Annotated in this window: 23 protein-coding genes; 10 read left to right on the top strand and 13 right to left on the bottom strand. The window is 68.9% G+C overall.

Going from position 1 to position 20,127, the window contains the following annotated elements; translation table 11 throughout:
• Positions 1 to 16: 16 nt before the first annotated feature.
• From IE88_RS0109000 to IE88_RS0108990, 3 genes are all read left to right on the top strand, one after another.
• A complete protein-coding gene (locus IE88_RS0109000) occupies positions 17 to 244 on the top strand; it encodes a hypothetical protein (protein ID WP_031553312.1) in 228 nt (75 codons plus the stop codon).
• A 67-nt stretch (positions 245 to 311) separates the two neighbouring features.
• On the top strand, positions 312 to 1,208 hold the full coding sequence (locus IE88_RS17325) for a pentapeptide repeat-containing protein (protein ID WP_051881788.1): 897 nt from the start codon (positions 312 to 314) through the stop codon (positions 1,206 to 1,208).
• A gap of 63 nt (positions 1,209 to 1,271) precedes the next feature.
• Entirely contained in the window at positions 1,272 to 1,925 is a 654-nt protein-coding gene (locus IE88_RS0108990; protein ID WP_031553307.1) for a MarC family protein, read from the top strand.
• Here the strand turns inward: IE88_RS0108990 and hisS are convergent.
• On the bottom strand, positions 1,914 to 3,383 hold the full coding sequence (gene hisS, locus IE88_RS0108985) for a histidine--tRNA ligase (protein WP_031553305.1): 1,470 nt from the start codon (positions 3,381 to 3,383) through the stop codon (positions 1,914 to 1,916). The two genes, IE88_RS0108990 and hisS, sit on opposite strands and share 12 nt — an antisense overlap.
• Positions 3,384 to 3,676: 293 nt before the next feature.
• Between hisS and IE88_RS0108980 the strand changes: the two genes are divergently transcribed.
• Genes IE88_RS0108980 through IE88_RS0108955 form a run of 6 tightly spaced genes read left to right on the top strand, consistent with a single transcriptional unit; the run spans position 3,677 to position 9,001 of the window.
• Positions 3,677 to 4,015 carry a hypothetical protein gene (locus IE88_RS0108980; protein WP_156032518.1) on the top strand — a complete coding sequence of 113 codons (339 nt, stop codon included), beginning with the start codon at positions 3,677 to 3,679 and terminating at the stop codon, positions 4,013 to 4,015.
• 48 nt (positions 4,016 to 4,063) lie between these two features.
• Positions 4,064 to 5,236 (top strand): lycopene beta-cyclase CrtY, encoded by a 1,173-nt coding sequence (crtY, locus tag IE88_RS0108975; RefSeq protein ID WP_031553302.1) that lies wholly within the window; start codon positions 4,064 to 4,066, stop codon positions 5,234 to 5,236.
• A gap of 3 nt (positions 5,237 to 5,239) precedes the next feature.
• Complete coding sequence (locus IE88_RS0108970; protein ID WP_051881786.1) at positions 5,240 to 6,811, top strand: phytoene desaturase; 1,572 nt, start codon at positions 5,240 to 5,242, stop codon at positions 6,809 to 6,811.
• Complete coding sequence (locus IE88_RS0108965) at positions 6,808 to 7,776, top strand: phytoene/squalene synthase family protein (protein ID WP_031553300.1); 969 nt, start codon at positions 6,808 to 6,810, stop codon at positions 7,774 to 7,776. Before IE88_RS0108970 ends, IE88_RS0108965 begins: the two co-directional genes overlap by 4 nt.
• Positions 7,773 to 8,504, top strand: a complete 732-nt coding sequence (locus tag IE88_RS0108960) for a fatty acid desaturase (RefSeq protein ID WP_031553298.1) — start codon at positions 7,773 to 7,775, stop codon at positions 8,502 to 8,504. The genes IE88_RS0108965 and IE88_RS0108960 overlap by 4 nt, the downstream gene beginning before the upstream one ends.
• Complete coding sequence (locus IE88_RS0108955; RefSeq protein WP_031553296.1) at positions 8,504 to 9,001, top strand: sterol desaturase family protein; 498 nt, start codon at positions 8,504 to 8,506, stop codon at positions 8,999 to 9,001. The genes IE88_RS0108960 and IE88_RS0108955 overlap by 1 nt, the downstream gene beginning before the upstream one ends.
• Positions 9,002 to 9,011: 10 nt before the next feature.
• Here IE88_RS0108955 and IE88_RS0108950 read toward each other — a convergent pair whose 3' ends face one another.
• Positions 9,012 to 9,935, bottom strand: a complete 924-nt coding sequence (locus IE88_RS0108950; RefSeq protein ID WP_051881784.1) for a polyprenyl synthetase family protein — start codon at positions 9,933 to 9,935, stop codon at positions 9,012 to 9,014.
• Between the two features lie 116 nt (positions 9,936 to 10,051).
• On the opposite strand from IE88_RS0108950, the gene fni reads away from it, so the two are divergent.
• A complete protein-coding gene (gene fni, locus IE88_RS0108945; protein WP_031553291.1) occupies positions 10,052 to 11,080 on the top strand; it encodes a type 2 isopentenyl-diphosphate Delta-isomerase in 1,029 nt (342 codons plus the stop codon).
• Here the strand turns inward: fni and IE88_RS0108940 are convergent.
• The 11 genes from IE88_RS0108940 to fabD form a co-directional block, all read right to left on the bottom strand.
• Positions 11,077 to 11,421, bottom strand: a complete 345-nt coding sequence (locus tag IE88_RS0108940; protein ID WP_031553288.1) for an Hpt domain-containing protein — start codon at positions 11,419 to 11,421, stop codon at positions 11,077 to 11,079. The two genes, fni and IE88_RS0108940, sit on opposite strands and share 4 nt — an antisense overlap.
• 71 nt (positions 11,422 to 11,492) lie before the next feature.
• On the bottom strand, positions 11,493 to 12,236 hold the full coding sequence (locus IE88_RS0108935; RefSeq protein ID WP_051881783.1) for a Crp/Fnr family transcriptional regulator: 744 nt from the start codon (positions 12,234 to 12,236) through the stop codon (positions 11,493 to 11,495).
• Positions 12,237 to 12,322: 86 nt separating this feature from the next.
• Positions 12,323 to 13,075 (bottom strand): SDR family oxidoreductase, encoded by a 753-nt coding sequence (locus IE88_RS0108930; protein ID WP_031553281.1) that lies wholly within the window; start codon positions 13,073 to 13,075, stop codon positions 12,323 to 12,325.
• 57 nt (positions 13,076 to 13,132) lie between these two features.
• Positions 13,133 to 13,801 (bottom strand): guanylate kinase, encoded by a 669-nt coding sequence (gene gmk, locus IE88_RS0108925; RefSeq protein WP_051881781.1) that lies wholly within the window; start codon positions 13,799 to 13,801, stop codon positions 13,133 to 13,135.
• Entirely contained in the window at positions 13,798 to 14,679 is an 882-nt protein-coding gene (locus IE88_RS0108920) for a YicC/YloC family endoribonuclease (protein WP_202900471.1), read from the bottom strand. Before IE88_RS0108920 ends, gmk begins: the two co-directional genes overlap by 4 nt.
• Positions 14,676 to 15,701 carry an endolytic transglycosylase MltG gene (gene mltG, locus IE88_RS0108915; RefSeq protein ID WP_051881777.1) on the bottom strand — a complete coding sequence of 342 codons (1,026 nt, stop codon included), beginning with the start codon at positions 15,699 to 15,701 and terminating at the stop codon, positions 14,676 to 14,678. Before mltG ends, IE88_RS0108920 begins: the two co-directional genes overlap by 4 nt.
• A gap of 4 nt (positions 15,702 to 15,705) precedes the next feature.
• Positions 15,706 to 16,977, bottom strand: coding sequence for a beta-ketoacyl-ACP synthase II (gene fabF, locus IE88_RS0108910; RefSeq protein ID WP_031553269.1), 1,272 nt, complete (start codon positions 16,975 to 16,977; stop codon positions 15,706 to 15,708).
• Positions 16,978 to 17,094: 117 nt separating this feature from the next.
• Complete coding sequence (locus IE88_RS0108905) at positions 17,095 to 17,331, bottom strand: acyl carrier protein (protein ID WP_031553266.1); 237 nt, start codon at positions 17,329 to 17,331, stop codon at positions 17,095 to 17,097.
• Between the two features lie 120 nt (positions 17,332 to 17,451).
• Positions 17,452 to 18,189, bottom strand: a complete 738-nt coding sequence (fabG, locus tag IE88_RS0108900) for a 3-oxoacyl-[acyl-carrier-protein] reductase (RefSeq protein ID WP_031553263.1) — start codon at positions 18,187 to 18,189, stop codon at positions 17,452 to 17,454.
• Positions 18,190 to 18,212: 23 nt separating this feature from the next.
• The gene (locus IE88_RS0108895) at positions 18,213 to 18,926 is read right to left on the bottom strand and encodes a dienelactone hydrolase family protein (RefSeq protein WP_031553259.1); all 714 of its coding nucleotides are present in this window, start codon (positions 18,924 to 18,926) and stop codon (positions 18,213 to 18,215) included.
• A gap of 18 nt (positions 18,927 to 18,944) precedes the next feature.
• Positions 18,945 to 19,886: an ACP S-malonyltransferase gene (gene fabD / locus IE88_RS0108890; RefSeq protein WP_031553255.1), complete on the bottom strand. Its 942-nt coding sequence runs from the start codon at positions 19,884 to 19,886 to the stop codon at positions 18,945 to 18,947.
• Between the last annotated feature and the right edge of the window lie 241 nt (positions 19,887 to 20,127).

The following is a 20,127-nucleotide window of genomic DNA, read 5'->3' as shown; positions in this document are numbered from 1 at the left end:
TTCGCGGGGGACCGGCATGGACAGACTGCTCGTTGAACTCCTGGCCAGCGTGACCGACAGCGCCTGGTACAGATGGCTCGTCCTCAACAATCTGATGATCGTCGCGGTCTTCCTGGCCCTCTTCGTCCTGGACGTCTGGCGCTCGGACGCGGCCGGCATCGCCTTTCTCGCGGCGCTGGGCGCGAACACGGGAATCGGGGTCTGGAAGCTGTTCGAAGCCTGGTCCCGCAGAGGCGAGAATTGACGCGATCGGCGTAACCGCTTCGCAAGCGGGACGTGTCAGGCTTTCCTTCGGGGGAAGGAGGACACTCATGTTCCGAATGGTGGGACTGACGCTGACGGGCCTGCTCGTGGCCTTTCAGATCTGGTATACGGCCGCGCCGCCCGCGCAGCGCGGCCTCGTGCCCGAATGGGTCCGGGCAGGCGCCAATGCGGGCGCGCGCGTGATCGTTCGCGTCGCCGACAGGGCCGAGGACACCTTCGGCATGCCCCTGATGCAGATGCGGGAAAAGGCGGGCGCGGCCCTCGGCCTCGGCCACGCGGCAGAGCCCGCCGTCTCGGGCCTCATGGCGGCGGGCGCCGACCTGCGCGGGCAGAGCTTCGCGGCCCAGCGGCTTGCCGAGGCGATGCTGCTCGGCGCGCGGATCGAACGGGCCGACTTCACCAAGACCTATCTGGTCGAGGCGCTCCTCGACGGCGCCGGCGCGCAGGGAGCGATCTTCGATCGCGCCGTTCTCGAGCGCAGCTCCGGACGCACGGCGGACTTCTCGGGCGCCCTCTTCCCGGGCGCCGACCTCACCCGCGCGACGATGCAGGGCGCCCGTTTCGACGGTGCCGTCATGGATGGCGCGGTGCTTTCGCGCGGCGAGTTCACCGCGGCGCATTTCGGCGGCGCGAGCCTTCGCGGCGCGGTCGCGACGGACGGCGTCTTCTTCCGGGCGGACCTGTCCGAGGCCGATCTGACCGGCGCCGACTTCGCCCGCGCCGACCTTGCAGGGGCGCGCCTTCGGGGCGCCGTTCTGGAAGGGGCCAGCCTCGAAGGCGCGAGGCTGTCGGGCGCCGACCTGTCGGGGGCAGATCTGAGCGGCGCGCTCGGCCTTGGCCGCCGGTCGCTCGAAGGGGCCTGCGGCGATGCGATGACGCGCCTTCCCGAGACTCTGTCGCTGCCATCCTGCGGCGAGGTGATGGCGCTCCACGAGAACGGTTGACAGGGGCATGACAGGCGGGCATCGCCCGCGCGCCTGTCGTACCGACCGTTCACCGGGGCCAGAATGGACACCGCGCTCTCCGCCTTCATCGCCGCCTTCGTCACCCTCTTCATCATCATCGACCCCGTGCTGGTCGCGCCGCTCTTCGCGGCCCTGACCCATGGCGACGACAAGAAGACCCAGCGCAACACCGCCCTGCAGGCCGCGCTGATCTCGGGCGGCGTCCTCTTCGCCTTCGCGCTGTTCGGCGCGGTGCTGCTGCATCACCTCGGGATCGAACTGGCGAGCTTCCGCGCGGCCGGCGGCCTCCTCCTCTTCCTCATCGGCTTCCGGATGTTCTTCAATCCGGACGAGCAGACCGAGGCGAAGCGGCCGGGGCCCAAGGCGTCCTCGCGCGACAACATCGCCTTCTTCCCGCTCGCCTTGCCCATGCTGGCCGGGCCCGGCGCGATCGCCACCGTCATGCTCCTGATGAACCAGACCGAGGGGCCCGCGCGGCTGCCGACGCAGATCGCCACGCTCGCCGCGCTGACCTGCGTCCTCGCCCTCGCTGTGCCGATCCTGATGTCCTCCGGCCGGATCGCGGGCGCGCTCGGGCGGACGGGAATGAACATGGTCACCCGCCTGCTCGGCATGCTGCTGATGGCGCTCGCCACGCAATACGTCTTCGACGGCATCCGCGAGGGGATCCTGGAGCGGGTGGCGCTACCGGCCTAGCGCCCGCTTCACCGCAGCGACCATCTCGCCCTCGGCCACGGTGACCTGTGCGGGCTGGCCCGCGCGCCATTCCTCGTTGCTTTCGACGGTCTGGGACAGCTTCGCGCCGAGATCGAGGTCCTTGACCGTGACCTTGCCCTCGGCCCGCTCGTCCTCGCCCTGGATGACGACGACCGACGCGCCGCGCCTGTCGGCATATTTGAGCTGCGCCCGCATCCCCGAGCCGCCCAGATAGACCTCGGCGGCAATGCCCTGCGCGCGAAGGTCGGCTGCCATGCGGTGATAGACGGGCATGCGCTCCGCTTCGAGCGCGAGCACGACGACGGGGCCCCGCGCCGCCTCGGCCTCTCCGCGCGCAGCGAGCGCCGTCAGGAGGCGCGAGACGCCGACCGAACAGCCGACAGCCGGGACTTCCGTCCCCTTGAAGCGCTTGACGAGGTCGTCATAGCGCCCGCCCGAGCCGACCGAGCCGAAGACGACCTCCTCGCCCTTCTCATTGGTGACGGGGAAGGTCACCTCCGCCTCGAAGACGGGGCCGGTGTAATAGTCGAGGCCGCGCACGACGGAGGGGTCGATCTTGGCGCGCGCGCCATAGCCGAGCGCGTCGAGGGTCTCGGCGATGGCGGATAGCTCGTCCGCACCCTCCGCCCCGATGGCGCTCTGACCCATCACGCCGCGCATGGCCGACAGGGCGCCCGCATTGTCCTCGGACGCGGCTTCCATGAAAGCGAGCACCGCATCGGACTGGCCTGCGCTCAGCCCCGCGCCTTTCGTGAAGTCGCCGGAGTCGTCCTTGCGCCCTTCGCCGAGCAACAGGCGCACGCCTTCGGCGCCCAGGCGGTCATATTTGTCCATGGCGCGCAGCACGGTGCCGCTCTGCCCGCTCTCTCCCATGTCGAGGCCGATCGCTTCGAGAAGGCCCGACATCACCTTGCGCGAGGAGACGCGGATCGTAACGTCCTCGGCCGACAGGCCCGCCGCCTCGATCGCGTCGGCGAACATCATGATCGCCTCGGCATCGGCGTGGGGCGCGGGCGCGCCGACCGTATCCGCGTCGCACTGCGTGAACTCGCGGAAGCGGCCCGGGCCCGGCTTCTCGTTCCGCCAGACCGTGCCGACCTGATAGCGGCGGAAGGGCTTGGGAAGGCCGTCATAGTTCTCGGCCACATGCCGGGCGAGCGGCGCGGTCAGGTCATAGCGCAGGCTCATCCACTGCTCGTCATCGTCCTGCAGGCTGAAGACGCCCTGATTGGGGCGGTCGACATCGGGCAGGAACTTGCCCAGCGCATCGGTATATTCGAAGGCCGGCGTCTCCAGCGGCGCGAAGCCGTAGGAGGCATAAACTGCTGTGATGCGGCGCAGCATGGCCTGCTCGGCGAGGATCTCGGCGCCGGCCCTGTCGCGAAAGCCGCGCGGGCGGCGGGCCTTGGGTCGGAAGGACTTCTGCTTCTTGGCCATGATGTTCCGGTCGGTCTTGCGATGTGTCGAGGGATAAACCCGCGCTGCGCTGCGCTGGCAAGCCACGGCGTCCGCCGAAGACGGCGCCGCGCGAGGATTTCCGCATCACGGCCGCCACTCTCCACGACGTGATAGCCGCCCCGCACGAAAAAGATGCGCACCAGTTGCGCATTGCTACAGGTCTGTGATAGGTATGTGACAGTTGGATGACACAAATGCCGTCTGACGCGCTTCGAAGCGGCTTTCCCCCCGAGGCGCACCGGGCGGCAGACACGAGAAGTTCGGAGGTAATGATGACGAAGTTCAGCAGAAATATTCTCACCGTCGGCACTGTCCTCGGTGCCGCGCTCTTCCTGCCCCTGCAGGCGGCGGCCCAGTCCGCGGCCGGCACGGCCGCCAATACTCCGGCCCCGGCGCAGGAGATCGCCTATGAATTCGCCTTCCGCTTCGATCCGGCCGATGACGGCATGATGGATCGCCTGCGCGAAGAGGCGATGGATTACTGCGAGCAGGTGACGGCGCATCTCGGCTCTTCGGACTATGAGCGCCAATGCACGCGGGAAGTTCTCGCCGCCGCCTATGAGCACATCAAGGATGCGCGCGAAGGCCGCACCCAGCTCGCTGCCAAGTAAAGCCCGGCGCGCTGGCGGAGCGTCTCCGCCAGCGCTAGGCGTCCCTTCGTGGCAGACGCTTACGATCTTCTTTTTGCAGGCGGAGGGCTCTCCTCCGGCCTGACCGCCTATCGGGTGGCGCAGGCGCGGTCAGACCTTTCCATTGCCATCGTGGAGGCGGCGCCGCGCCTCGGCGGCAACCACACCTGGAGCTTCCACGCCACCGACGTGGCGCCGGGCACGCTCCGCTGGCTCACCCCCTTCATCGTCCATGACTGGCCGGCCCAGCGCGTCGCCTTTCCGAGGCGAGAGCGGCGGATCGAAACGCCCTATCGCAGCGTGACCTCCGAGCGGCTCCACGAGGTCGTCTCGGCCGTTCCGAACATCTCGCTCCTGACCGGGAAGCCGGTGAAGGCTGTGCGGCGCGACGGCCTGACCCTGGAAGACGGTGCCGTATTGTCAGGCCCGGTCCTCGACGGGCGCGGCGCGCGAAGCTCGCCCCATCTCTCGCTCGGCTTCCAGAAATTCCTCGGACAGGAATTGCGCACCGCGCGGCCCCACGGGGTCGAAACGCCGCTCATCATGGATGCGCGGGTGCCCCAGACCGACGGCTACCGCTTCGTCTATGTCCTGCCGCTCGGCCCCGACATCCTGCATGTCGAGGACACCTATTATGCCGATGGCGACGACCTGCCGCGCGAGGCGCTGCGCGAAGAGATCATGGCCTATGCGCACCGGCAGGGCTGGGAGGTCGCCGAGATCCTGCGCGAGGAGGACGGCGTCCTGCCCATCGTGCTCGAAGGCGACATCGACGGCTTCTGGGATGCCCATCGCGCAGGCCCTGCGCCGCTGGGCCTGCGGGCCGGGCTCTTCCACCCCGTGACCGGCTACAGCCTGCCGAGCGCGGCGCGGCTCGCCGACGAGATCGCGGAGGCCTGCGGGTCCGCGATTCCCGCACCCGGCGCCCTCTTCGAACTCGTCGAGGACCATGCCCGGCGGCAATGGGAAGCCCAGGGGTTCTACCGCCTCCTCAACCGCATGCTGTTCCGCGCGGCGAAGCCGGACCTGCGTTACGTCGTCCTTCAACGCTTCTATGGCTTGCCTCGCGCGCTGATCGAACGATTCTACGCAGGAGAGACGACGGCGGCGGACAAGGCGCGCATATTGGCAGGCAAGCCGCCAGTGCCGCTCGGTGCGGCGCTGCGGTCGCTTCGGCCGCAGGCTCTTCTTGGGCAAGGATGACGAATGACACAGTACGGGGCAGAGAAGAAAAACCGGGCCGCGGCGCCGAAAGCCTGCGTGATCGGCGCGGGGTTCGGCGGTCTCGCCCTCGCCTGCCGCCTTCAGGCGGCGGGGTTCGCGGTCACGCTCATCGAGGCGCGCGACAAGCTCGGCGGCAGGGCCTATGTCTACGAGCAGGACGGCTTCAAGTTCGATGGCGGCCCGACCGTCATCACCGATCCGACCTGCCTTGAGGAGGTTTTCGCCGCGGGCGGGCGCAAGCTCTCGGATTATGCCGAGCTCCTGCCGGTCAGCCCTTTCTACAACCTGCGCTGGGAGGACGGCACGCAGTTCGACTACGTGCAGGACGGCGATGCGCTCAAAGAGCAGATCCGCCGCATCAGCCCGGAGGACGTGGAGGGCTATGACCGCTTCTACGCCTATACGCAGAAGCTCTTCAAAGAGGGCTATCTCAAGCTCGGCAGCGTGCCCTTCCTCAATTTCGGCTCGATGCTGCGCGTCGCCCCGCAGCTCGCGACCCTGCGCGCCGACAAGAGCGTCTACGATCAGGTGTCGCGCTTCATCAAGGACGAGCACCTGCGCCAGGTCTTCAGCTTCCACCCGCTTCTGGTGGGCGGCGACCCCTTCAAGACCTCCTCGATCTACGCCCTGATCCATGCGCTGGAGCGCGAATGGGGGGTCTGGTTCCCCCGCGGCGGCACGGGCGCGCTGATCGCCGGCATGGGACGCTATTTCGAGGACATGGGCGGGCGGCTGATCGTCGGCGATCCGGTCGTGCGCCTGTCCGAAGAGGGCGGCCGCGTGCGCGAAGTCGAGACCCGCTCGGGCTTCAAGGAGCGCTTCGACACGGTGGCGAGCAATGCCGATGTCATGCACACCTATGCGAAGCTTCTGAGCGGAACGGAGCGCGGGCAGAAGGCGGCGAAGCAGCTCGCCAAGAAGCGCTACTCCATGTCGCTCTTCGTCATCTATTTCGGCACGAACAAGAAATACGAGGACATCCAGCACCACACCATCCTGTTCGGACCGCGCTACCGGGAGTTGATCTCGGAGATCTTCGGCGGCCCCGAACTGCCGGACGATTTCTCCCTCTACCTGCACCGGCCGACCGCGACCGATCCCTCGCTCGCCCCCCAAGGCCACGAGGCCTTCTACGTGCTCTCGCCAGTGCCGCATCTTGGCAAGGCGGATATCGACTGGGAGACCGAAGGCCCCAAATACAAGGAGCGCATCTACCGCTATCTCGAGGAGCGCTACATGCCCGGCCTCCGGGAGCATATCGTGACCGACCACATGCTGACGCCGCAGGGCTTCCGCGACGACCTCAACAGCCATCACGGCAGCGCCTTCAGCCTGGAACCCGTCCTGACGCAGTCGGCATTCTTCCGCCTGCACAATCGCGACGACGTTTTGAAGAACCTCTATTTCGTCGGCGCGGGCACGCATCCCGGCGCAGGGGTTCCGGGGGTGGTGGGCTCAGCCAAGGCGACGGCGCGGCTGATGGCCGAGGATTTCGGCATCGCGCTGCCGCAAACGCCCTCGGCGCATGACGACATCCTGGCGGGGGCGCGATGACGCAGACGCGCGAGATCGAACGCAGCGCCGCCCAGGCGATCCGCCAGGGCTCGAAGAGCTTCGCGCTGGCAAGCCTCCTCTTCCGCCCCCGCATGCGGCGCCACGCCCATATGATGTATGCCTGGTGCCGGCATTGCGACGACGTGATCGACGGGCAGAATCTCGGCTTCGGCGAGGACGCCGCGGCGGGCGCCGCGGGCGCGCCGCGGCGCTCCGACCTCGAAATGCTGCAACAAGAGACGCTGTCGGCCCTCTCGGGCGGGCCGGTCGGCCATCCCGCCTTCGCCGCCTTCCGCGAGGTCGCGCTCGCCACCCAAATGCCAGAGCGTCATCCGCTGGACCTGCTCGCAGGCTTCGAGATGGACGTCGCCGAGCGCCGCTACGAGACCCTCTCGGATACGCTCGAATATTGCTATCACGTGGCGGGCGTCGTCGGCGTGATGATGGCGATCGTCATGGGCGTCGACGCAGAGGACGAGGAGACGCTGAACCGCGCCGCCGATCTCGGCATCGCCTTCCAGCTCACCAATATCTGCCGCGACGTGATCGACGACGCCGAGATCGGGCGGGTCTATCTGCCCGCCGACCGGCTCGAAGCGGCAGGGGTCCCTGCCACGCCCGAAGGCGTTCTCGATCCTGCCAACAGGGCGGCCGTGTGGTCGGTGGCGCTCGAACTCCTCGCCGAGGCGGACCGCTATTACCGCAGTTCCGGCCCCGGCGTGCGGCGCCTGCCGATCCGGGCGGGCTTCGCCGTGGCGGCGGCCAGAGGCGTCTATCGCGATATCGGCCGCGTCGTGCGCATCCGCGGCACGGCCGCCTGGGACGAGCGGGCGCGCACTTCGCGGCGGCGCAAGATCGCGCTGGCGGGCCTTGGCTGCGTGCAGGGCGCCTCCGCCAAGGCGATGCGCTTCCGCCGCCTGCCCCCGAGGCCCGACCTCTGGACGCGGCCCGGAGCGCCGGCTTGAGCGCGGCCGCGCAGCGGAGAGCCGGCGCCATCGGCGTCGCGCTGGCGGGCGGCATTCTCGCGGCCTGGACCGCGATCCATGTCTATGGCGTCTTCTTCCTCGATCTCGGCTCGCGGCAGGTCCTGCTCGCCCCGCTCCTCATCCTGATCCAGACCTGGCTCTCTGTCGGCCTCTTCATCGTCAGCCATGACGCCATCCATGGCAGCCTCGCGCCCGGGCGGCCGCGCGTGAACCGGGCCTTCGGCCGGGTCGCGATGACGCTCTATGCGGGCTTCGACTATGACAGGCTGGAAAAGAGCCACGCGCGCCACCACGAGAGCCCCGGGACGGCCGACGACCCCGATTTCTCCGCCGACCATCCGGACGATTTCCTCCGCTGGTTCGCGCAGTTCTTCCGCCACCATTTCGGCCTGCGCCCGCTTCTCTTCGTGAACGCCGTAGTGGCGACTTACTGGCTGGTCCTCGGCGCCTCCATGGCGAACATCTTCCTCTTCTACGGCGTCCCCGCCCTCACCTCGGCCGTGCAGCTCTTCTATTTCGGCACCTACAGGCCGCACCGCCATGCCGAGCCGGGCTTCGCCGACCGGCACAATGCCCGCTCGGACCGCATGCCCCCTGCGCTCGCGCTGCTGACCTGCTACAATTTCGGCGGCTACCATCACGAGCATCACCTCTATCCGGAAGAGCCGTGGTGGCGCCTGCCGCGTCGCAGAACGGAGGCTGCGTGATGATCCTTCCCCTCTGGCTCAAGATCGTCCTCGTCCTCGGCACCGCCGCGGCGATGGAGGGCTTTGCGTGGTGGGCGCACAAATACATCATGCATGGCTGGGGATGGGGCTGGCACAGGGACCATCACGAGCCGCATGAGGGCGCGCTCGAGAAGAACGACCTCTTCGCGGTCGTCTTCGGCGGCTTCTCCTTCGTCCTGTTCCTGGTCGGCTACTATGTGTTTCCGCCGCTGTGGTGGGTGGCGGCGGGAATCACGCTTTACGGGATCATGTACGCTTTCGTGCATGACGGCCTCGTCCATGAGCGCATGCCGATCGGCTGGGTGCCGCGGCGCGGCTATTTCAAGCGCCTGGTCCAGGCCCACAAGCTGCATCATGCGACGACCAGCAAGCATGGCGCCGTCTCCTACGGCTTCGTCTTGGCACCGGACCCCAAGAAGCTCCAGGTGAAGCTGCGGGCGCTGCGAGCGCAGAGGCGGGCGGACGAGGCGCGCTAGCCCTTCGGCCTCAGCCGATCACCTGCGCGAAATGCAGTCGGATATGCTCCGTCAGCGCGGCCAGCGGGCTGCCGTCGCAGGCCCTCTCGGCGGCATCCGCCGCGGCGCGCAGATGGCGCTCCGCCCGCGCCTTGGCGGCATCGAGACCGTCCGAAGGCAGAGAGCCCAGCATGACGGCCGTCCGCTTGCCGGCATCCTTGCCGGTGGACTTGCCCGCATCGCCATCGCCGCTCACCTGGTCGAGGACATCGTCGAGCGCCTGATAGGCGAAGCCGAGTTCCCGGCCGAAATGGATCAGGGGCGGGCGGTCCGAGGACGGCGCCCCCGCGCAGGCCGCGCCGCCGAGCGCCGCCGCGACGAAGAGCGCGCCGGTCTTTCCGTAGTGGATATCGTCGACGCTGGTCTCCAGCGCCGGCTTGAGGTCGAGCGCCTGACCCTGCACGAGGCCCGACCATCCCACCGCGCGGGAGAGGACGTCTATGACCTCCACCTTCTGCGCGGGGTCCAGCGACTGCGCCTGCGCGACGACCCCGAAGGCGCCGTTCAGAAGCCCGATGCCCGCCAGGATCGCGACATCGTCGCCATAGACCTTGTGCGGCGTCGGCATGCCGCGGCGCAGATCGGCGTTATCCATCACCGGCAGATCGTCGAAGACGAGGCTGGCCGTGTGCACCATCTCGATCGCGCAGGCCGTGTCGAGCGCCCGTTCGTCGCTCCAGTCCGCATCGGCGGCGCATTGCCGGGCGGCCAGGATCGTCAGGACGGCCCGCAGGCGTTTGGCAGGCGCGAGCAGGCTGTCCCGCGCAGCCAGGCTCGGCTCCCCGGTCTGGGGCAGAAGCTGGGCGAGCCGCGTTTCGACCGCGGCCTTGATGCGGGCGAGGTCGGCGGAGAACCTCTGGTCGAGATCCGCTTCGTTCGCGATCGTCTGGCTCATCCTGCATTCCCGTCGAACGCGCTGACACTATGTCGTGCACCGGGCGAAAAGGTAAAGCGCTGCTTGGCCGCAGGCGCGGGCCCGCCTAGTTTCCGCCCAGGACGGACAGGACGGGCATGAGCAGCGAGATCGCACGGCGCAAGGCCGATCATATCGACGTGGTGCTGAGCGGCGATGTCGGCTTCGACACGCTCACCACGGGCTTCGAGCGGATCCGCTTCGTCCATGACGCCCTGCCCGAGCTGTCGCTCGACGAGGTGGACCTGTCCTCCTCGCTTTTCGGGCGGCCCCTGCGCCTGCCCTTCCTGATCAGCTCGATGACCGGCGGGCCCGTGCGGGCGGCGGCGATCAACGACAATCTGGCGCGGGCCGCCGAGCATCTCGGCGTGGCGCTGGCCGTCGGCAGCCAGCGCATCGCGCTCGAGGATCGCGGCGGGAGCGGCCTCGGCACGAGCCTCCGCGCGCTTTGCCCCTCGGTGCCGCTGATCGGCAATATCGGCGCTGCGCAGCTGCGCGGCGGCCAGGCGGCGGAGGCGGCGCGCCGCGCCGTCGGCATGATCGAGGCCGACGGCCTGTTCGTGCATCTCAACCCGCTTCAGGAAGCCGTCCAGAGCGGCGGCGACACCGATTGGCGCGGCGTCCTGTCGGCGATCGAGACGGTGGCCAAGGCCGGTCTTCCCGTGGCGGTGAAGGAGGTCGGCTTCGGCCTGTCGGCCGATGTCGTGCGGCGGCTGACGGATGCCGGCGTGGGCGTGATCGACGTCGCAGGCGCGGGCGGAACGAACTGGGCCAGGGTGGAAGGCGCCCGCGCGGAAGGCGCCGCAGCGCTGGCGCGCGCCTTCACCGATTGGGGCGTGCCGACGGCGCAGGCGGTCGCGGCGGCCCGGAGGATGGCGCCGGATGCCGTGGTGATCGCTTCTGGCGGCATCAGGGACGGCGTGGAAGCGGCGAAGGCCATTCGCCTCGGCGCCGATATCGCCGGCTTTGCCGGCGCCATCCTGCGAGCCGCGATCGATGGGCCGGACGCGGTGATCGCGCATTTCGAGACGGTGGCGGCGCAATTGCGGGCCGCCTGCTTCTGCACCGGAAGCCGGGATCTCGCCGGCCTGCGGCGGGCGCCGTTGCAGGAGGGGTCCGCCCCCTAGAGGTTGCGGAGCCGCCGCACCTCGGCGACGGTGGCGTGCACTTTCTCGCGCAGGGCTTCGAGCGCGGCCATGCGCCGGTCCGGGGCGCGCGCCTCGTCCCCGATCATGCCCTCGGCTTCCTGGCAGAGATGGCCGACTTCCCACGCCCCGACGCCGCGCGATGCGCCCTTGAGGGCATGCGCCGCATCGCGCCAGGCGCTGTCCTCGGCCTGCGGATCGAGCATGCGGGTCCACATCTCGGCCTGCTCCTCGAAGATGGCGAGGATCTCGTCGCGCAGCGCGCGGTCGCCCGCCACGTAGCGGTCGAGATGGTCGAGGTCGATGAGCTGTTGCCGGTCCATGGGAAAGCCCGCCTGCTTCCTTTGCGTCCGCTCTCCCTATCCTGTCTCGTTTAACAGGCTGTTTCTGCCGCTCAGTCTCCTTGCAGCAGCCAGGACAGCGGCACGGAGCGGCGGCGGTCGATGAATTCGCTCAGCTCGGCGAGCGCCTGGCGGTCCGGCAGGGACAGGCGCCTGCCGCTCCGTTCGATCAGGCCGCGGCTCTCGAGTTCCCCCATCATGCGGCTGACCGAGATATTCGTCAGCCCGATCGCATCGCCGATCAGCGACTGGTCGATCGGCAGGAGATAGCCGCCTTCCGGCTCTTCGCCGGCAGGTTCGGACTGGGCGCCGCAGAGCTGCAGGAGCAGATGGCCCACTCTCTTGATCGCCTCCATCCGCCCGACGACGCGCATGCGGTCGATCAGCTGCGTGTGATCGAAGATGCCATAGGTCATGAAGAAGCCGGCGAGCAGGGGATGGGCGCTCAGAAGCGCGCGGAAGGCCGGCTTGTCGATGCGGATCACGCGGCCCGGCGTGGCAGCCGTGATGTCGCAGACGGCGATATCCCAGCCGAGGTCCTGAAGGCCCATCAGGTCCCCCGGCAGGTGGAAGCCGTAGACCTGCCGCCCGCCGTCCTCGAGGCGGCTCGACGAGTAGAACCAGCCCGCATCCACGAGGTAGAAACAGTCCGCCGCGCCGCCAGCCTTGCGCAGGACCTCGTTCTTGTCGACATCGGCGGGCGGCGCCATCGCCTCGGACAGCGCCTGCCTGGCCTCCGCCGGGATCGCCTCGAACAGGTCGAGGCGTTGCTTCAGAATCTTCGGCTCAACGCTCACGTCATCGTCTCCGTACGGTTCGCAGCGGGTGTCGGTCCCGGCTTTCTAGCGGGAATAGCCGTGCCGCACAGCCATGCGAGCGGGGCTCAGATGTGGAGACGCGGCTCGAGCCGGATGCCGGAGACGACGCAGCCGCCCGGCGCGGTCAGCATGAAGCGCGCGGCTTGGGCCACGTCCTCGGCCTGCAGCATGCGCTCCTCCTTCACGAAGCGGGCGATGTCCTCCTCCGAGAAGTCCTCGAACAGCTCAGAGGCCGTCTTGCCGGGCTCGATGATGCCGACCTTCACGCCCTCCTCTCCCATTTCCTTGCGGAACGATTCCGCGAAGGCATGAAGGCCCGCCTTGGCGCCGGCATAGACGGAGGAGCCCTTGTGCGGCCTGTGGGTCGCCATGGACCCCGTGATGACGATGTCCCCGCCGGCGCCCTTCATCCGCTCCGCGGCGGCATGGCAGCAGGCGAGCGCGCCGATGAAATCGGTCTCGGCGGCATAGCGCCAGTCTTCCTCGGCCATTTCGGCGATGCCGCCGGCGGGCACGCCCGCATTGACCATGACCGCGTCAAGGCCGCCAAGATGCGCCTCGGCCTCGGAGAAGAGGCGGTGGACGTCGCCCTCTTTCGAGATGTCCGCCGCGATGCCTCTCGCCTGCCCGTCATGCCGGCGCAGCTTTTCGAGCACGGGGTCGAGGTGATCGAGGCTGCGCGCGCAGGTGACGATGCGGGCGCCCCCCTGCGCGAGGGTCAGCGCGATCGCCTGGCCGAGCCCGCTGCTGCCGCCCGTGATCAGGACGCGGCGCCCTTTCAGGCTCCGCCCATAGCCGTTCTCGGTCTCGCTCGTCATGCCGGGCCTTTCGTCCTCTGGGCAGGAAGACAGGCGGCGGGAGGCCCCGGTTCCGCTCTACGGGCCGAAGCCGTCGATCACCTGCTGGACGAAATTGCGCAGGCCGGTCTGGCGCGTGCGCTTGAGGCGTTCGGCATTGAGGATGTGATGAAGCTCCGCCTCGGCCCGGTCGACGTCGTCATTGACGATGACATAGCCGTATTCGGCATAGTGGCTGATCTCGCTGTCTGCCTGCGCCATGCGGCGGGCGACGACCTCGTCGGAGTCCTGCGCGCGCTTTCGGAGGCGCTCCTCGAGCGCGTGCCGCGAGGGCGGCAGGATGAAGACCGTGACGAGGTCGCCGCGGGCCCGCTCGGCGAGCTGCTGCGCGCCCTGCCAGTCGATGTCGAAGAGCACGTCGCGCCCCTCCTCGACGGCCTGGAGGACCGGCGCGCGCGGCGTGCCGTAATGATGGCCGAAGACCTTGGCGCTCTCGAGGAAGGCGCCCTCCTTGTCCATGCGTTCGAAGGTGCTCTCGCCGACGAAGGAATAGTCCTTGCCGTCCACCTCGCCCGGGCGGGGCGGGCGCGTCGTGTAGGAGACCGAGATCTCGACCTCCGGGTCCTTCTTGAGAAGCCTGCGCGTCAGGGTCGTCTTGCCCGCGCCCGAGGGGCTGGAGACGACGAAGAGGATGCCGCGCCGGGCGATCCGGCCCGGGCCCTTATGGGGGGTGTCGTTCGAAGTCACTCGACGTTCAGTACCTGTTCCCGGAGCTGATCGACCCTGTGCTTGAGGTCGAGCCCGGTCCGCTTCAGCGCGAGAGTGGGAGCCTTGGTGGTGAGGGTGTTCGCCTCGCGGGCGAGTTCCTGGCAGAGGAATTCGAGCTTGCGCCCGACGGCGCCTTCGGCCCGGAGGAGGTCGCGGCCCGCAGCGATATGCGCTTGAAGGCGGTCGATCTCCTCGCGGGTATCGGCCTTGATCGCGAGCAGCGAGGCTTCGTGGGCGAGGCGCTCTTCGGGCAGGTCGCCGGCCATGAGTTCGCTCAACTGGGCGCGCAGCCTGTCGCGCACGGCGCCGGTCGCGCTTTCCGCCTCGGCCGCCGCATCCGCCGTCAGCGCGGCGAGCGCATCGAAATGGCCCGCAAGGACGGTGCCGAGCGCCGCGCCCTCCCCGGCGCGGGCGGCGGCGAGCGCGGCGACGGCTTCCTCGAAGCCCTGCGCCGCGGCATCGACCAGCGCTTCGTCGGGCCCTTCGGTGTCCGGCCCGGCCCTGAGCACGCCGCCGAGCGAGAGGAGACCCTCCGGGCGCGGCAGGTCGCATTCCACGGCGAGGCGCACGCGCTGAACGGCATCGGCGAGAACGGCGAGCGCCTCCTCGTCGACGCGCAGGCGGCTTTCGGCTTCGGCCCGCTCGATTTTCAGCGCAGCGGAGATATTGCCGCGAAAGAGCGGCAGGTCCGCTTTGCGAAGCCGCGGCTCCAGCGCCTCGAAGCCCGGCGGCAGGCGCAGCTTGAGGTCGAGGCCGCGCCCATTGACCGAGCGCAGGGTCCAGCGCCAGCCAGCGCTTCCCGCCTCGCCCTCTGCCGTGGCGAAACCCGTCATCGAGCGGATGGCCGTGCCGCTCACCGCCCGCCTCCCGAGGCGCGCTGCCGTTCGATCCTGCGCCATGCGGCGACATTGCGGTTATGCTCTGCGAGCGAGCCGGCGAATGCATGACCGCCCGAGCCGTCGGCGACGAAATAGAGATCGTCCGTCTGCGCGGGGTTCAGAACCGCGGCCAGCGACGCCTTGCCCGGATTGGCGATGGGCGTCGGCGGCAGGCCCCGGATCACATAGGTGTTGTAGGGCGTCTCGCCCTGAAGCTCGGACTGGCGGATTCCGCGCCCCAGAGGCTCGCCGCCGGTCAGCCCGTAGATGATGGTGGGATCGGATTGCAGCCGCATGCCCCGGCGCAGCCGGTTGACGAAGACGGCGGCCACGCGCGGGCGTTCGGAGGGCACGGCCGTTTCCTTCTCGACGATGGAGGCGAGGATGACCGCTTCCTCCTGCGTGTCGAAGGGCAGGTCCTGCGCCCGGTTCGGCCACAGCGCCTGAAGCGCCTCGTCATGGGCGGCCATGATCCGCCGGACAACCGCGTCTCTCTCCTCGCCGCGCTGATAGGCGTAGGTTTCGGGCAGGAGGGCGCCTTCTTCGGGCGAGAGGGTGATCTCCCCCTCGAGGACCGGCGCCGCCGCGATCAGGCGCAGGGCCTGCGCCGTCGTGAGGCCCTCCGGGATGGTGACGAAGCGCAGGATCGGATCGCCCTCCTTGAGGGTCTCGACGATCTCCGCGATGCTCGCCCGGGCGGGAATCTCGAATTCGCCCGCATGGAGGGACGGCGCCAGCTCCTGAAGCCGCGCCTCGATCCTGAAGAGGAGGTCGGCCCGGCCGCCTTCCAACGCGCCGAGCCCTTCGAGCTTTCCGATCACGGCGCGCACCGTGTCGCCGCGCTCGACCCAGACGATGGCGGGCTCTTCGAGCGGGCCTTGCGCCTCGATCCGCTGCCGCCCCTCACGCACGATCAGCGCGGCGGCGAGCGCGCCCAGCACGCCCAGGCCGAGCAGGACCAGCAGGATGGCGCGCAGGACGCCGCCCCTCTGCCGCCTCACGGCGTCAGACCTTCCGCATCACGAGCGAGGCATTGGTGCCGCCGAAGCCGAAGGAGTTGGAGAGCACGACGTCGAGCGATTTCTCGACCGCTTCCTTCGCAGCCAGGTTGATCGGCGTGTCGACGGAGGGATTTTCGAGATTGAGGGTGGGCGGGCAGACGCCGTCGCGCATGGCGAGAAGGCTGTAGATGATCTCGACCGCCCCGGCCGCGCCCAGAAGGTGTCCGATCGCCGATTTGGTCGAGGACATGACGAGATCCTTCGCCGCATCGCCGAACAGGCGCTCGACGGCCTGAAGCTCCGCCTCGTCGCCCAAGGGTGTCGAGGTTCCATGCGCGTTGACATAGCCGATCTCGGACGGGTCGACCTGAGCGTTGCGCAGGGCGGCGCGCATGGCGCGATAGCCGCCATCGCCGTCCGAGGCGGGCGCGGTGATGTGGTGGGCGTCGCCCGAAAGGCCATAGCCCACGACCTCGCCATAGATCGTGGCGCCGCGCGCCTTGGCCCGCTCATATTCCTCGAGGACGACAATGCCCGATCCCTCGCCCATGACGAAGCCGTCGCGGCCCTCGTCCCAGGGGCGCGAAGCGGCCTGCGGCGTGTCGTTATAGCCCGTCGACAGCGCCTTGCAGGCGATGAAGCCGGCATAGCCGATTCTGCAGATCGACGCCTCGGCGCCGCCCGCCACCATGGCGTCCGCATCGCCATAGGCGATCAGCCGGGCCGCGTCGCCGATGGCGTGGACGCCCGTCGCGCAGGCCGTGACGACCGAATGGTTGGGGCCCTTGAGGCCGTGCTTGATCGAGACCTGACCCGAAACGAGGTTGATCAGGCAGGAGGGAATGAAGAAGGGGCTGACCCGGCGCGGGCCCTTTTCCTCGAGCGTCAGCGCGGTCCGCGCGATCCCGTCGAGGCCGCCGATCCCCGAGCCGATCAGGACGCCAGTGCGCTCCTGCTCTTCCTCCGTGCCCAGCGGCAGGCCCGAATCGGCCAGCGCCATTTCCGCCGCGGCGAGCCCGTAGACGATGAAGTCCTCCATCCGCCTTTGTTCCTTGGGGTCGACCCAGGCATCGGCGTCGAAGGCGTCAGCGCCCTCGGTCGGAACCTGCCCGCCGATTCGGCAGGCGAGGTCGGAGGCATCGAAATGCGTGACCGGCCCGAGGCCGCTCTCGCCTTCGACGAGGCGGCGCCAGGGCCCCTCGACATTCCCCTCTTTCGTGCCGGTGCCGAGCGGGGTGACGAGCCCGAGGCCGGTGACGACGACGCGTTTGAGCATGGAAAGTCTCCTCGGGTCCTTGGCGGGAGGTCCAGATAGCAAGAACCCGCCGCATCGAAAAGCGGCGGGTCCTGAAGCCGCGGCCGGTAACCCGGCCGCGGGAAGAGCGAAAAGCGCTTACTTCTTGCGCTCTTCGATGAACTTGATCGCGTCGCCGACGGTCTGGATCGTCTCGGCGGCGTCGTCCGGGATCTCGATGTCGAACTCTTCCTCGAAGGCCATGACCAGCTCGACGATGTCGAGGCTGTCGGCGCCGAGGTCGTCGATGAAGCTCGCCTTCGGCTCGACCTTGGACGCGTCCACGTCGAGGTGCTCGACGGTGATCTTCTGAACGCGTTCAGCGATATCGGACATGGAAGGCTCCTGGTCTGTCGTGATGCTCAAAGCCCGGCTCGCCCGGGAAGATTGGTGTCACCGGGCGCTTAGGCGATTGGCGGGAGCCGCGCAAGCGAGGGAGACGGTGCAGCCGCCCGGTCAGATCATCGCCATGCCCCCATTCACGTGTAGCGTCGCGCCCGTGACATAGGCCGCCTCGTCCGAGGCGAGATAGACGGCGGCGGCGGCGATATCCTCGGGGCTGCCCATGCGTCCGGCCGGGATGGTCTTGTCGATCGCCGCCTTCTGCTCATCGGTCAGCGCATCCGTCATGGCGGTCGCGATGAAGCCCGGCGCGATGCAGTTCGCGGTGATCCCGCGGCTCGCCACCTCGGCGCCGAGCGACTTGATCATGCCCACCATGCCCGCCTTGGACGCCGCGTAATTGGTCTGGCCGGGATTGCCGGTGGCGCCGACGACCGAGCTGATCCCGATGATGCGGCCGTGCTTCGCCTTCATCATGCCCCGCAGGCAGGCCTTGGCCATGCGCCATGTCGCGCGGAGATTGACGTCGATCACGGCGTCGAAATCCTCCGGCTTCATGCGCATCATCAGGTTGTCGCGCGTCACGCCCGCATTGGCGACCAGGATGTCGAGGCCGCCCATCGCCTCGGCCGCCCGGCCCGGCAGCGCGTCCACGGCCTCCATGTCCGACAGGTTCGCGGCGGCTATGTGGGCCCTGTCGCCGAGCGCCTCGGCCAGCCCCGCGAGCTTCTCCTCGCGCGTGCCGGACAGGGTGACGGTCGCGCCCTGCGCGTGGAGGGCTCTGGCGATGGCGCCGCCGATACCGCCCGTCGCGCCGGTGATGAGGGCCTTGCGGCCGGTCAGGTCGAACATGGAAAACTCCGGAAGAAAACTGCTCAGAGGGTCTCGGACAGGAAGCGCAGAAAGCCGTCCCAGGACCGCCGGTCGGCATCGGCGTCATAGACCGTCCCGAAATCGGGATCGTTCGCGCCCTTATTGGTGAAGGCGTGCATGACGCCGCCGAAGACGTGCAGCTGCCAGTCGGCGCCCCGCGCGGTCATCTCCTTGCCGAAGGCCGTCAGGTCGTCCGGCGTCGCCATCGGATCGTCGAAGCCCTGGAAGGCGATCACCTTGGGCGCGATGTCCCCGCTTTGCGGCTTGTCCTGCTCGCCGAGAATGGCGTGGAAGGCGGCCGCGCCCCTCACCGGCAGATTGGCGCGCGCGACATCGAGCGCGCAGAGCCCGCCGAAGCAATAGCCGCAGACGGCGGCGCGGTCCGCATCGGCCTCGCTTTGCGCCGTCATCGCCTCCAGGCTCGCCTTCAGCCGGGCGGCCAGCTTGCCGGTCCGGTCGGAGGCCAGAGGCTCCATCAGCTCCTGGTTCTCCTCCTTCGAGCCGCCGCGCACGCCCTTGCCGTAGACATCGGCGGCGAAGGCCAGATAGCCCTGCCCCGCAAGGCGCCTGGCGACCTCGTCCTCATGCTCGGCGCGGCCTGCCCAGGCATGGCAGACCATCACGCAAGGATGCGGCCCCTCGCCCTCGGGCACGGCCAGCAGGCCCTCATAGGTCTCGCCGTCCAGCTCATATTCGACCGTTCTCGTCGTCGCCATGGTGTCTCCTCCCGTTTCTCAGTGCGAGATCGCGTCCCGCCAGCTCTCGATATCGTCCGGCGCGCCCACGGCGACCGTTCCCGCGCCGCGCTCGATGCGCTTGATCAGGCCGGACAGGACCTTGCCGGTGCCAAGCTCGACGAAGATATCCGTGCCGTCCGCGGTCATCGCCTGAACGCTCTCGGTCCAGCGCACGCGGCCTGTCACCTGGCGGACGAGCGTGTCCCGGATATCGCCCGCCGCGACCTTGCCGGCGAGGACATTGGCGAAGACGGGCACTTGCGGCTCGCCGATCGTCACCTCGGACAGGGCCTGCGCCATGCGCTCTGCGGCAGGCTGCATCAGCGAGCAGTGGAAGGGCGCGGAGACCGGCAGCGGCAGGGCCCGCTTGGCGCCCGCCTCCTTGGCCTTGTCGCAGGCGGCCTCGACGGCGGCCTTGGGGCCGGAGATGACGACCTGGCCCGGCGCATTGTCATTGGCGATCTCGGCATCCGTGCCGGACACGACCTCGGCCACCTGATCGAGGGTCAGGCCCAGGATCGCCGCCATGCCGCCTTCGCCGACCGGCACCGCCGCCTGCATCGCCTCGCCCCGGATGCGCAGGAGCCGCGCCGTGTCGCCGAGCGAGAAGGTGCCCGCGACGCAATGGGCGGCATATTCGCCGAGGCTGTGCCCCGCCACGCTGTGCACGGCGGAGAGCGAGAAGCCCTCGGCCTCAAGCACGCGGAAGGCGGCGACGGAATGGGCCATCAGGGCGGGCTGGGCGTTCGCCGTCAGCGTCAGCTCGTCCTCGGGCCCCTCGAACATCAGCTTCGAGAGGGACTGTCCGAGCGCCTCGTCCACCTCCTCGAACACGACCCGCGCCTCGGGCCGGGCATCGGCGAGGGCCTTGCCCATGCCGACGGACTGGCTGCCCTGGCCTGGGAAGACGAGGCTGGTTTTGCGTCCTGAAGGTGTCATCGAGGCCTCCCTTTATGAGGAGAGCCGCCTAGAACGCGCCGCGCGGGCCGCGCAAGCGCGAGGGGTGCTTCCCGAAGGCCAGTCCTCATGGCTTTCGAAACCGGAAGCGGCTGCAAGGTTCCTTCGATAGAAGAAATTGCTCCCGGTTCGCCCGCCTCAAGATGACCCCCCGCCTCCGGGAAGCGTCCCCAGCTCTGCAAGCCTGTCGCCGCACCGGCGAATTGTGAAGAAGTTTTCAGGC

It is taken from the genome of Parvularcula oceani (genome assembly GCF_000733125.1).
GTDB lineage: Bacteria > Pseudomonadota > Alphaproteobacteria > Caulobacterales > Parvularculaceae > Parvularcula > Parvularcula oceani.
The sequence above is the reverse complement of the archived record's forward strand: the minus strand, read 5'-3'. Positions and strand labels throughout refer to the sequence as shown.